General features: G+C 52.9%; 10 protein-coding genes, 1 other RNA gene and 2 pseudogenes. 4 read left to right on the top strand and 9 right to left on the bottom strand.

The genetic code is table 11. The annotated features are described in order from the left end of the window. Positions 1–315: 315 nt before the first annotated feature. Together QN370_RS15695 and QN370_RS15690 are read right to left on the bottom strand one after the other, a co-directional pair. A complete protein-coding gene (locus QN370_RS15695) occupies positions 316–789 on the bottom strand; it encodes a hypothetical protein (RefSeq protein WP_322128588.1) in 474 nt (157 codons plus the stop codon). A 386-nt stretch (positions 790–1,175) separates the two neighbouring features. After that, complete coding sequence (locus tag QN370_RS15690; RefSeq protein ID WP_322128587.1) at positions 1,176–2,594, bottom strand: DUF5666 domain-containing protein; 1,419 nt, start codon at positions 2,592–2,594, stop codon at positions 1,176–1,178. Positions 2,595–3,226: 632 nt separating this feature from the next. On the opposite strand from QN370_RS15690, the pseudogene QN370_RS15685 reads away from it, so the two are divergent. Beyond that, a pseudogene (locus QN370_RS15685) lies at positions 3,227–3,406 on the top strand (transposase); the annotation flags it as partial. Between the two features lie 28 nt (positions 3,407–3,434). Here QN370_RS15685 and QN370_RS15680 read toward each other — a convergent pair. Further along, the gene (locus QN370_RS15680) at positions 3,435–4,823 is read right to left on the bottom strand and encodes an IS4 family transposase (RefSeq protein ID WP_322128586.1); all 1,389 of its coding nucleotides are present in this window, start codon (positions 4,821–4,823) and stop codon (positions 3,435–3,437) included. Between the two features lie 170 nt (positions 4,824–4,993). Here QN370_RS15680 and QN370_RS15675 point away from each other — a divergent pair. The 3 genes and pseudogenes from QN370_RS15675 to QN370_RS15665 form a co-directional block, all read left to right on the top strand. Next, positions 4,994–5,778, top strand: a pseudogene (locus tag QN370_RS15675) (helix-turn-helix domain-containing protein); the annotation flags it as partial. Between the two features lie 257 nt (positions 5,779–6,035). Next, complete coding sequence (locus QN370_RS15670; protein WP_323581747.1) at positions 6,036–6,599, top strand: PEP-CTERM sorting domain-containing protein; 564 nt, start codon at positions 6,036–6,038, stop codon at positions 6,597–6,599. Positions 6,600–6,743: 144 nt separating this feature from the next. After that, positions 6,744–7,912, top strand: a protein-coding gene (locus QN370_RS15665; protein WP_322128584.1) for an IS3 family transposase whose coding sequence is annotated in 2 segments (ribosomal slippage) — positions 6,744–7,011 and positions 7,011–7,912 — 1,170 coding nt in all. Because the reading frame shifts where the segments join, the coding sequence is not laid out codon by codon here. Between the two features lie 88 nt (positions 7,913–8,000). Here QN370_RS15665 and QN370_RS15660 read toward each other — a convergent pair. From QN370_RS15660 to QN370_RS15635, 6 genes are all read right to left on the bottom strand, one after another. After that, a complete protein-coding gene (locus QN370_RS15660) occupies positions 8,001–8,165 on the bottom strand; it encodes a toprim domain-containing protein (protein ID WP_322128583.1) in 165 nt (54 codons plus the stop codon). 612 nt (positions 8,166–8,777) lie between these two features. Continuing rightward, positions 8,778–9,139, bottom strand: a transfer-messenger RNA (tmRNA) gene (gene ssrA / locus QN370_RS15655). A gap of 48 nt (positions 9,140–9,187) precedes the next feature. Further along, on the bottom strand, positions 9,188–9,853 hold the full coding sequence (locus QN370_RS15650; protein ID WP_322128582.1) for an HAD-IA family hydrolase: 666 nt from the start codon (positions 9,851–9,853) through the stop codon (positions 9,188–9,190). Between the two features lie 30 nt (positions 9,854–9,883). Then, positions 9,884–10,582: a bifunctional 2-polyprenyl-6-hydroxyphenol methylase/3-demethylubiquinol 3-O-methyltransferase UbiG gene (gene ubiG / locus QN370_RS15645; RefSeq protein WP_322129189.1), complete on the bottom strand. Its 699-nt coding sequence runs from the start codon at positions 10,580–10,582 to the stop codon at positions 9,884–9,886. A 247-nt stretch (positions 10,583–10,829) separates the two neighbouring features. Continuing rightward, complete coding sequence (ompA, locus tag QN370_RS15640) at positions 10,830–11,474, bottom strand: outer membrane protein OmpA (protein WP_322128581.1); 645 nt, start codon at positions 11,472–11,474, stop codon at positions 10,830–10,832. A 586-nt stretch (positions 11,475–12,060) separates the two neighbouring features. After that, positions 12,061–12,750: an OmpA family protein gene (locus QN370_RS15635; RefSeq protein ID WP_322128580.1), complete on the bottom strand. Its 690-nt coding sequence runs from the start codon at positions 12,748–12,750 to the stop codon at positions 12,061–12,063. Between the last annotated feature and the right edge of the window lie 58 nt (positions 12,751–12,808).

Here is a 12,808-nt window from a genome sequence, read left to right as displayed (position 1 = left end):
GCTCGATGTCGAAGTGTTTTTTAGTCATGTAATTTCCTCAGTTAGCGGGAGTGTGCTCCCATTGAGGTGTCCGATTTTATTAGACCACTACACGCTTCAACTTCTTTTTCATCTGCTGCCAAGGAAGTTACTACGGTGTCTTGAGAAGACGCTGCTGGTGGGGATTCTCCTGTTGAAGAGTCGGAACGGTCGTGGCCGCCGCATCCGGAGAGTAAGGCCGTACAAACAAGCAAGGACGAAATAAAAGAGGAATACGCTCGCATTGTGAATTTCCTGAGGGGATAACGAAAAACCGCTACGAGGCACCCTTAATGACTAATTCACGCTGCTGCTGAACTCCACCGGGAGTCCTTGGGAATCGGCACCGTAAATCAGTATGACTGGCGCGCCCATTCGCGGGAGGCACACACTAATCCGACGCTTCGTTACTCTGAAAAGTCGTTGATTCAGAAAAATATTGTCCACATAAATCGCAAATACACCGTGCCGAATCGGCTCCAGCGTCACATCGTCTGGATGGTCAATATCCAGCACCAGCATGCGTTGTTCAGGGCACCAGGCTGACGGCTGGATAGCCTGTTTGAAAACAATGGATGAGCCTGGTTCTGGCTCATCTTTGGGTCCGCCAACGAGCGGTTCATCTGCATAAGCCTGCAGAGAAACAGCAGCGAGGGCAGTAATAGCAGCAATCGCAATCCTTTTTATGCAGCTCATGGTTCCTGAATAGTTGGTTATTTGATAACCGATACCAAGGTTATCAGAAGGTTTTCTCTCGAAGTTGTTCACCATGGTTTTTCGATTTGATTTTGTGTTGAGCAGCGATTGCTCGTTGCGAGTTTTCGCCAGTATGTCGCTCTTTTGATTCGCGAATTAGCTGTCGCAATCAGCACGGGTTTCGTCGTGTCGCGTTGCCGTGAATTCGAAGATCGGGTGGCAAATTGAATCGACGATTTGAGACCGCGGGCTAAACACCGTTTTTCACAGTGAATAGCGGCTAACGGCGGAAATAAGGAAGCGGAACGTTTGCATGATGCCGGTGTGACAAATCGGATCGACCTGCGCCGGTGTTGGTGGCTGTGCCACTGCGTAAAGATGGCGACCCGTTGCCGGACCGCCAACCAATCTTGAGACCCCTGTAGCCGTTGGCCTTGAGGTAGGTAAATAGCGACGTGCGTTTAGCTAGATGAGGCAGTCTTGATTTCTACTTTGGTGGCGACGAACACGCCACTACTGTTTTGCGCGCCCTTGATTTCGATATAGATCCCGTTGGCCAGTCCGGTTGCGGCACCGTGTTCAAAGAGGGCTTGTGAAGCATCTATTTGCAATCCGTTGAGTTTGAAGCCGGCGACCGACGTAAAGCCCTGGATCACGCCGGATTGTTCGTAGACAACGTCCTTGGCGGTGCTGTTGGTTTTGAGTTCGATCCTGGTTGCCATTAGTGCATTGCCGCTCATGTTTCCCTTGATTTCAACGTAACTGCCCACGGTGACTAATTGGAGGCTGCCATGCTGGAACACTGCTGCACTCAGGTCAACCGTGACGCCATCAATCACGGCGATGCTGCCGGTGATGCTGCTGACAGTGCCGTACAGTTCGTTGCGACCACCGATCTGGCTTTCCCGATAGCCCTCTTGTTCGACTTCACTGGCTTGAAGAATGCTGCCATCCCAGTCGCCTTTTACTTCGAGAAACTGGCCGGCGATCACGTTAGTGTTGGGTCCCTTGATGATTGCTTTCGCTATGTTGACTTGCGTGCCAGACACCGTGAGCAATCCATTGACGGGACTCACGTCGGCGACGCCTTTGAGTTTGAGGCGCACGCCGCTGGTGACCGTACTACCGAATACCGTGCTGTTCTCGAAGACTTGCACGGAGCTGGCAGTCAGGACATTTCCCACTGGGCCTGAAGTCGCGCGGACCTTGACGCGCTTGCCATCGGTCAGTACACCATTGACTGTTGCCTTGCTGAAGTCCACGGTGAGGGATCCCACCTGAAATGTCGTTGTGCTCAGTGTCGACACGCGACCGGTCAGGTTCACCGAGGTCAGCGTGGCCTTGGCTTCGATCAAGGTCGCCAGCAGACTGCCATCGGCTTGAAGCGCGCCGTAAATTTCAACCGCTTGTCCAACCGTGAGTGCTGCTAGTCCGCTTACGCCTTGATAGCTGGTGGACGTACTGGTCACGATGCTCTGTCCGAGTAAGGTGAGGGTGCCGGCATTGACGTTGATAGAGCTGAGCCTGCCACGCGTTCCGTGGACCAGTTCGAGTCGGCTTGCGGTACCTGTTTGGCTTGTGTCGTCGGTATTGCCGGTAACACGCACCGTCATTCCGAGCTTGAGTTGGTCCAAGTTGACCGTGCTGGCGTCATCATCGACCAGCGTCGCACCGACCGATGAAAAGCGCATGCCATTGACGATCACAGAACCAAAGCCGCCTATGGGCCCGACGTAGACGGAGGTACCGGCGGATGTCTGAGTCGTCGGAGTAGTTGGTGGGGTAACAGAAGCGGAGCCACCTCCACCGCAACCCGTCAGAACAGCGGTAGCAGCCAAGGCCAGCAGTGGCCAATGGAGAGTCGGACGAATAGTGTTCATGAATGATCCCTCAAGTTTTCTTAGCCGGTGCTGAATGCATCCGGTGTGGAAAAGATTAGCCAGAAGGTATTAAGAATATATTAAAAAAACTAATTTTATTAACGGTTGGCAATAAAATTCTGCGTGGGAACGAGTTCTTACCGGCAGGTAGATACGTTTGCTGTCGACCGTCTGGCAACGTGGTAGCCGGTTCAATGCATTCTTTGGAATGCCAGGAAACAAAAAAGCCGCATTCTCACAAGGAGAAGTGCGGCTTTTTGAACATCTTGAAACATCGTAAAACGAATTCTTGGTGGAGGCGGCGGGAATCACATCCGAGATGGCGAAATTCAAAAAATCCGCTTTTAATTCAATGTCTTACAGATTAAATAGGTTCGGTGATAAAGGCTTTTCCACCATAAATGTAGCACCTGGATGTACCATTTTTTTGGTCCAATGTGCTACCAAGGTTAACCCAGAAGCGATCTTTCGCCCTATAGATTTTTTTGGTCAGGGCCTTTGATTTCGCTTCTTATTCGGTTCCCGAAAAATCAATCGAATAGTGATTGAAATGCAGTAGCCCCCTATGTCACGATACCTGTCGCGTCACCTGATTTATTAATAACCATGCGGGGGCGGAGCAAAGACAAGCAGTGAACGCCTATTCAGCAGAACGGAAAGACGCGATCTTGCGGCGCATGATGCCGCCGGAAAATCGTTCGGTGGCAGCCCTGGCAAGAGAAAACGGGATCACGGAACAGACGCTTTATACTTGGCGACGACAGTTAAAAGTGCAGGGAATTCCGGTGCTAGGTGATGGAAAGAACGCGGAGGATTGTAAGCGCCTCATCAGGCTTTCAATTACCCATATCTTTCTGAGGCAAGATTAAAACCGAATTGCATATCTGCCAGCCGACGCATGCCTCGCCACATAACAATATTCCCTGGCGGTGAATCATTGGCCCTTGCGAGATAACCGCCCAGTTGGGCAATTTTTTCAAGATAGCGCGACAGTGGTGGCAGCTTACGGGCCCGCTTACTGTCTTTTACCAAACAGTTGAGCAGTTCAATTTCGACATTGGTCAGTGCTACTGTTGGCTTGGCATCGGGGCATGTCCGGTTAATCATGGTGAGCCAGAACAGTCGCCAACTAATGATGCAAAAAACGGAGATCAGGTTGGCGAGTCGATCCGCTGTGCGTAATCGGGACTCTTCGGCTCGGCATCCGGACTTCAGAATTTTATGAAACGTCTCGATTTTCCAGCGCAGGGCATACCAGTCGAGTTTTTCAATCGCTTCGCGCCGGGAAGTGACTGACAAATCGGTGATGAGCTTCCACTCGATAGGCTTCCGATTGGCTGGCGCACCGCGTTCACGCGCGTGGATGACCGTCAAGGAAAGAGCGGGATACCGGCTCTGCTTGCCAATGGGGGGCCGGACTTTGATACGGCGATAGCGAATCTCCAGAACGACATCGACGACGTTTCCTTTTTGATCTGAAGTCTGAACACGGTGCAGTCCTTTCAACCGTACCTCCTCCATCTCGTCGGCGACCGTGTGAGCGCCATCGCCGGCCAAACGATCGACGCATGTGCGGACAAGGAAATGCGTACCGACATCTTGTGCAGTACAGAACAGTTCATAGATGTCGCTCTCACGGTCACCGATGTGAACGCAACGCTGCGGATCACCGAAAAGTGCCGTCGATTGCTTCAAGTTTTCTAGCCAGCGATAGCTTTCCTTCTCCTCTATCGGTACCCGCGTCGGATTGATTTTTTTCTTGAGTGCGTTACAGCCTTTGAATTTTCTGCGGGTCCAGAACTTGATCGCTGCAAGGCCAAGAGGCACGCCCTCCGTAGTGATGGCCAGGCTCGAATGCATGAGAATGCCGCATTGAGTCAACGGCCTGTTGCGCCCATCGACTTTGCGCGTACCACTTTTTCCAGTGAATCCGATGCGTTCCGGGTGCTCCCGCTGATAGGAAAACGTCGTTGTGTCTTGAAGGATCAGTATTGGCCCGTCTGAATCGGCGAAGCGTTCACTCGTCGCCTGAAAATGCCCACCCAAAATGTCTTGTTCGCTGACCTTATCGTTGGCAAAAAATCGGTAGGCTGCTTTCGTATTTGCCCAATCCTGACAGGCAAACAGAATGGTCTGCCCCATATTTGTCCAGAGCTGCTCAAGCAATAGCCGAAAACGCTTCTTGAGGCGCTCGTCCCGGAAATTACAGGCGGCATTTTCTTTGTCCATCCATGTCTGCTCCTGCTCATGGGACACCAGGCGACGAGACCCGGGAGCGCTTGGCATCTCCCTCGTCGTCATCTGATTGCGATCGAATTCCTCATGAAAAAAAGTTAACAGAACTGCTGAGGGTTTACAAGTAATTTGTGGGTAATTGAAAGGCTCGTGAGGCGCTTACGGAGGATTGGTCCTCTGAAGACAAGTTTGCGGTGGTACTGGAAACAGCGGCCTTGAACGAAACCGACCTTGCCGAATACTGCCGTCGCAAAGGATTGTTCGTGGAACAGATTGCGGCGTGGCGGCAAGTCTGCCAGCAGGCTAACGCGAGATCGGTGGAACGCGGGCGTGAGCACGCCACCCAAAGCAAGAGCGATCGATTGCGCATCAAACAGTTGGAGAAAGAACTGCATCGCAAGGAGAAAGCGCTGGCCGAAGCGGCCGCGCTGCTACTGCTACGAAAAAAGTTGCAGGCGATCTGGGGCGATCAGGCGGACGACTGATCAGCACACCAGATCGCCAGTTAATTGTGTCGCTAGTGGCCGATGCCGAACGCGATGGCGCGCGTCGTGCGCTGGCGTGCACCGAGGCGACGATCAGCATCCGGACTCTGCAACGCTGGATACGCGAAGGCGGTGCTCATAGCCATGACCGGCGTCGAACGGCACGTCGCTGTGCCCCATCGAACAAGCTCAGCGACGAGGAACGCGAAGCGCTGCTGGCGGTGGCCAACAGCAGCGAATTTGCCAGCTTGCCACCGGGCCAGATTGTGCCGGCCCTGGCAGACCGGGGCGAATACATCGCGTCCGAATCGACGCTTTACCGAACCTTGAAAGCGGCCTCCCAGCAGCATCATCGGGGCAGGTCGAAAAAGCCGGTTACCCGGACTGTGACAAGTCATTGTGCGACCGCACCGAACCAACTCTGGTCTTGGGATATCACCTGGTTGCCGGCCGCGATCGGGGGGGCGGCGCAAAAGTTGGACTATTTGGGGCTAACAGGCCCATTTCGTTGAATGGGCTTTATGTCGAACGACGGGAGGAAAGGAAAGCGAGGGGGAGGACGGCCGGGAGTGCTACAAAGTTGTAGCGGTTGACTGATGGAAATAAATCACTAATTATTGGCAATAATCAATGTGTTCGTGATATTGTGAAAATATCAATACTTAACCTCACATTGACAACTAAAACAAGGTCAATTTCTTTCAACTACAGGGGATCAACAATGACATCTTTTCATCGCACAGGCGTATCGCTACTCGCTTTTCTATTCTTAAGCGTTGGTTCAGCGCGCGCCGATGTGACCTACACTTATACTGGTAATAATTTTTCAACTAGCGCCACCTCACCTTATTCGACATCTGACCACCTGTCTGGTGTATTGGATTTTGCTGAGGCACTGGGGCCGAATTTAGGATATCAAAGAGTAGCTCCAGTCTCGTTCTCATTTACGGGCAGCGTCGTGGGCGATTCCGTTACCAATACCGCTAACATCACAGATAGCGGATTTTTCGTTAGAACGAATGCGGCTGGTGTCATAGACGGCTGGTATATAGGTATTTCGTCGCCCGGCAACTTCTTCGTTCAATCACAACACACGCTCTATGATGGCGTCCAGTTCGATTATTTTGGAAAAGCGGGTGGACATGGCAGCGTTCTAGCCAATGCGGGCCAGTGGGCTGTGACCGTTTCAGCAGTTCCTGAGCCAGAAACCTATGCCATGTTGCTCGCTGGCTTGGGCCTGATGGGCTTCATGTCACGCCGCAAATCAGGGAAAAAAGAAGCGTAATCTAGCTTTTTGAGTGATGAAAAGCCCGCTGATGCGGGCTTTTTTGTTCTTAGGTCTGATGCCTTAACGATCCATTTCATGTAGTGGTCTAATTTGTGCAGACACCTCGATAGGTGGGAAACTCCACCACCAGAGGAAAAATCAATGACAAAGCAACGCCGGCAATTCGACATCAGCCTGAAGCTGGAAGTCGTTCGTATGATCAAGGAACAGGGACTGACGACCACACAGGTCAGTCAGAGCATGGATATCGGTGAGACCGCGATTCGTCGCTGGATCAAACAATATGATGCCGAGCAAAGCGGCCAGCGCGGCATCGGGAATCCGTTGACGGCTGACCAGCAGCGCATCCGCCAACTGGAACACGAAAACCGTCAATTGCGAGGCGACGTCGATATTTTAAAAAAGGCCTCGGCCTTCTTTGCCCGGGAATTGAAATGAGCTACGCGCTGATTACACAACTGCAAAAGCAGGCCATCCCCGTCCAGCAAAGTTGCCGGGTTTTGTCGGTCAGCCGTGCCGGTTATTACAGCGCACAGTCCCGTCCTGCCAAACCGCTTTTATGTAAGGTTGGTGTCCACCTGAAGGCCGCTTTCACCGCCAGCCAGCAAAGCTACGGCAGCAGGCGCCTGGTCAGCGCCCTGGCGGCACAAGGCATCGATATTGGCCGCTACAAGGCGCGCAGCCTGATGCGCCGGGCGGGTCTCAAGCCAGTCTGGAAGCGCAAGTTTATCCATACGACTGACAGCAACCACGCCCTGCCGATTGCCGACAATATCCTGGCACGGCAGTTCAATCCGGCCACGCCCAATACCGCCTTCGTGACCGACATTACCTATATCCGAACCGGTACTGGCTGGCTGTATCTAGCGATGGTGCTGGACCTGTTCTCGCGCAAAGTGGTGGGCTGGGCGATGGCACCGAGCATGCCTGCCGAACTGGTCTGCGAGGCGCTCCAGATGGCCATTGCCCAGCGCCGTCCGGCACCGGGATTGATCGTGCACAGCGATCGTGGCAGCCAATACGCCAGCAAGCAATATCAGGCACTTCTGACCGAGCAGGGCTTCATTTGCAGCATGAGCCGCCGAGCGAATTGCTGGGACAACGCAGTAGCAGAACGCTTCTTCCTAAACCTCAAAATGGAGCGGGTCTGGCAGCGCACTTATGCCAACCAGGCGGAAGCAAAAAATGACGTCACCGACTACATCGTCGGCTTCTACAACTGCACCAGATTGCATTCCGTACTGGGCAACCTGTCGCCCTCCGCCTTCGAGCGGAACATGGCAGTAAAAAAACCTATCGCTATGTCTTAATTTACTTGACCACTACATCATGACTGCGCTGCTTCACTTTTTCCTGTGCCTGTTCGCGCTCCTGCAGGCTTCGGCGGCACTCGTGTTCCTACAATTGCTCGTTCCAGTCCTTCCCATGGGAAGGTTCCTGGGAAAATAACCTTGTCCCCTCCGGGGCCAGCCGTGCCACTTCGGCCATCAGCTTCTTCCCGGCCTCGTCGTGGTCGGTGGCCAGCACGATCTCGGCGCCTCGCCCGGCCGCCTTGGTCAGCACGCCCCGCACCAGCTCGGGGTTCTAAGCCCAAATCCACGAGAATTTCAGACTCTTGTTCTTACCGTCACTTCGTGATCCTTCACGAGACGTAGTCCATGTGGCGGCCAATGTGATTGAATGTTGGTCAGTTTTGATGCTCTTTTTTTTTGGAGTCACATGAACGACCGTCTATGTGACTCCGGCTTTTAAACTATCGGTAGACAGAGAATTTTCTGGTTTCATCCAAAAATCGCCTTCATGCAGATTTTCCAGCAGGGGGAACCCGGGTGCCACTGAGCCACCAGATCGCCGCCCAGGCAGCTCAGGGCGATGTCGATGCGGCGCTGATATAGCTCGCACTTGGTACGCTCTGGATCAACGGAACCCAAGCGACAGCGAGGGATGCGTTCAACGGTTGGATCTAAGCAATGGCAACTGAAGAGATCCCAGGAAACCCGACATGCAACCCCGAGGGGGAACATGAAGGACCCTTTCCAGGGACTCTTCAGGGGCCACCTACCGCTGAAACAAAAACAGACCCAAGGAGGGTCTGCGGAGAGGGGGTAAAGATAAGGGGTAAATCGTGATTTCTAATTTACCGTAAGTCTTTTACTTTAAACGAAATAATGTACTTGGTGGAGGCGGCGGGAATCGAACCCGCGTCCAAGAGTACTCTACAGACAGTTCTACATACTTAGTGCTGCCATTTGATTTAGTCCGGCCAACGCGGACGCACACGCTGTGGCAAGACGAGTCACCTTGGATTTAGCCTTGAATCAAGTGACCCGATTCAGAGCGATTCCCTGTGAATGACTCTACTACTGTTGCCAGCCCACCCCAGGGAAGAGATGGTGTAGAGCTAGACAGCAATTAAGCTGCTAGTGCGTACGAGTTATCGTTTGCAGTTATGTTTTTTCTGGTTGTATTTACGAGGTGACCAGCCCTCGGTATGCCCTGCGCTGCTTTGCAACCCCTGTCGAAACCAGGTCGCCCCCAAGCAGATTGAATTATAACGCACCAGGTCACTCGGGGCATGCTGAAAGTTAGGCTCCTGGTGTGATCAAGGTCATCAAGTCTGCTGGAGTGGTTGCATGCATGTCCGCGTCCCAAGCAATCGGGTGGTGCGGATTGCCATAACCCCAGCCTACCGAGACGGTTGCCATGCCCGCTGCGCGGCCGGCTTCGATGTCCCGTAAATCATCGCCGACGTACCAGCACTGTTCGGCTGCGACGCCAATTTGACGGGCAGCTTCGAGTAGTGGTGCCGGATGTGGCTTTGCATGTGGTGTCGTATCCCCGGATACGACACAGGCGGCGGCTGACAAGGCAAGTTGGGGTACCAGAGCGTCAGTAAAGCGCGCCGCTTTGTTAGTGACAATTCCCCAGGCGATATCTCGCTGGTGCAAGTGATTTAGCAGGTTGGTGATACCGGAAAACAAATGGCTGTTTTCAGCAATATTCGCTGCATAGATATCGAGAAATGCAACGCGCAGGGCTTCGTAGTCATGGTCCTCTGGGCGTATTCCGAACGCTGCAAAAATCAATCCACGCGCACCTGCAGAGGCATGGGGTCGCAATAGATCATAAGGGCTTAGAGGGAGCCCGCGCTCTCGTTGCAGCCGGTTCATTGCGCCAGCCAGATCCGGCGCGCTGTCCACGAGCGTGCCGTCAAGATCAAACAGGATGACGCGAGGTGTCGCCAATAGCATGTCGGTTTTCCAGTGAACGAAAGTGGGAAGTTACATTATTGGCCGAGTGCAGGCCACCATGTAGTTGACATCGGTATTGCCGTTCAAGCTGTAGGATTTGAGGAAAGGGTTATACGTCAACCCCTTGAGCCTATCGACATTCAGGTCAGCAACACGCGCATAGCGGGACAGCTCGGAGGGCGTGATGAATTTGCTGTAATCGTGCGTTCCTTTGGGAAGCAACCGCAACACGTATTCGGCACCGATAATGGCGAACAGATAGGATTTTGGATTGCGATTGAGCGTCGAAAAAAACACTTTGCCGCCCGGTTTGACCAAGGTTGCGCAGGCGCGCACGATTGCCTCGGGGTCGGGAACGTGTTCCAGCATTTCCATGCAGGTCACGACATCGAATGACGCCGGTTCGCGTTGTGCCATGTTCTCTGCCGAGATCATTTCATAGCGCATTTCAATGCCTGCTTCCAGGCTGTGCAAATCCGCTACTTTAAGGGCTTTTTCCGACAGGTCGATACCTGTGACAGTGGCACCTTTACGTGCCATTGATTCGGCAAGAATACCGCCTCCGCAACCAATATCGAGCACTGTTTTGTTGGCCAGGGGAATCCGTGCATTGATCCACTCCAGACGCAACGGATTAATTTGATGCAGTGGGCGAAATTCGGAAGTGGGATCCCACCAGCGGTGCGCGAGGTCACTAAATTTTTTGAGTTCTTGAGGGTCTGCGTTCATGGCCTGAATGATAGCGGGAATGCGCTGCCAGCGCACGGCGCGGGCATTAATTGCCTTCGCAATAAAAAAACGCCGCCGAGGTGCAAGACCGTACAGTTAAGCGTCTTCTCCAAGACCCGAACGAGATAGCGTACGAACTTGGTTTTGGTCTCCGGATACTCCGTGCGATCGGTTAACGAAAAATGCCGTTCAGAGCTAACTGAACGGCATTACCGCCTAGGCGGGTTTTGGGTGCTGCGGTTTGAAATTACTTGGTACGTGTACCAACAACTTCGATTTCAACGCGGCGATTTTTTGCGCGGCCAGCTGCTGACTTGTTGTCTGCAACAGGTTGCTTTTCGCCCTTGCCTTCGGTGTAGACGCGATTGGCTTCAATACCTTTTGAAACCAAATACGCCTTGACAGCTTCTGAGCGGCGAACCGACAGTTTCTGGTTGTAGGCATCTGTACCAACTGAGTCAGTATGACCGACAGCGATGATTACTTCCAGATTCATGCCTTGCAGTTTCGATGCAAGATCATCGAGCTTGGCTTTGCCGTCTGGCTTCAACACTGATTTGTCGAAGTCAAAGAAGGCGTCAGCAGCGAAGGTGACTTTTTCTGAAACTGGCGCTGGTACAACAACTACCGGGGCCGGTGCAGGAGCTGGTGCTGGAGCAGCAACTGGGGTCATTGCTGGTTTGGCGATTTCACCATCGCAGCCTGGAACTGCATCTGCAGGGGTCCAGTAACCGGTGCGCCAGCACAGGCCAAACGGGTCACGAACAATGACGCCACGAGCATCTTGAACATAAGCGCTGGTCGGCGTTTTGGCTTGGATATTTTCCTGCGCTTGGGCAGACAGGGCGACGACTGCGGACGCAGCGAAGACGAGTTTTACTAATTTATTCATGTTTCTCCTCTCGGTTGGGATATCCGCAGATCAAACTGCGCAACAAATGCTACGACATCAAAAAAAATGGATACTACCACGGGCTGCAAGGGCTTCGCTTAAGAGATTCGCGTCCCTTATTAAATCAATTTTGCATGATTTTGGCACAAGGTTGACAGCATGACGCTGCTCGTCAATCAGGTGAAAATATGATTCTAATAATGTGTCGTTTATTTGCAACATAGCGACGCTATTATTTTGGTGTGTCAGGGCAAGGAATGCTGAGGTGCGGCGATCCTGTTCTGGTAGCGGCGCTCCCGGAATGGGCAGCTCCAGACTCGGTAATTAACTGTGCTCAGTCCGGCTCGCGGGGGAAATCAAATTGCTGAACAGGGTCAATATGGATTGCCGCCACATAGACGACCGCAGACTCTCCTGATTCAGATTTTTTGCCGGGGTTGATAACGGCAAGTAGCGGGCGACTATGCTCCGAGTCCAGCAATTAGCCCGGGCTAGCCGGAAAGCGTCGTAACTCCCCCTTGGGTTTTGTCCATAAAGAATACTGGTGCGCCATGAAAGCCGGGTTTTTTAAAAATCGGCTCTCCTGTTACCTTGCTTCGCCATGAACTTCTATCGTGGCGCGCCGGTCGTCGGCTAGGCAGGCAATTAATTCTGATCGAGTAAGATTTTCCGGGCAAGACGTGATCGACTGGGTGCTGCCGATGCCCGCTATGCTGACTTGCGTGGAATTAAGATTAATACCCAGTAGTGCTGCAGCCGCTTTTGCGCGTTGTTCTGATAAATAGGCATTATTTGCTACCGAGCCAATGCGATCAGTATGGCCGGTAACAGAAATGGATTCGATACGACTGCAGCGTCCAACGCGGTCTTGGTAATCGTGTTTTATACGATCACCAGCATTGCCCGCTATGTTGGCTTTGCCAAAGGCAAAAGCGATGTCGCCTTGCAGCGTGATGCTGAAATCGCAACGACTGGCCGGTGCAATCAGCGCCAGAGGCGCAGCATCGGCATTTTTGGCTGTGGATGGAACCAAGTCAGGCGCTGTTGGCCGGGCAAGGGGGGATGTCAATTCTCCATCGCACCCGGTTGCGGCGTCTGTCGTTGACCAATATCCGGTACGCCAGCAAAGTCCGGTGCCGCTGCGAGTAATCGTGCCACGGCCGTCTTGTGCGTAGGCACTGGATTGAGAGTTGGTCCGGACATCAGGAAATGTTTGCGCCGTGGCGTCAAAGACAAGCAGTCCTGACAGTAGGCTGAAAGTCAATTTATTGAACATAAGATTTAAATTTAGATGAGCTGATGAGCTGGGCTGATGCCGTTAGCCGGTCAGTCAG

The organism is Actimicrobium sp. CCI2.3 (assembly GCF_035019065.1).
Lineage (GTDB): Bacteria > Pseudomonadota > Gammaproteobacteria > Burkholderiales > Burkholderiaceae_D > Actimicrobium.
The sequence above is the reverse complement of the archived record's forward strand: the minus strand, read 5'-3'. Positions and strand labels throughout refer to the sequence as shown.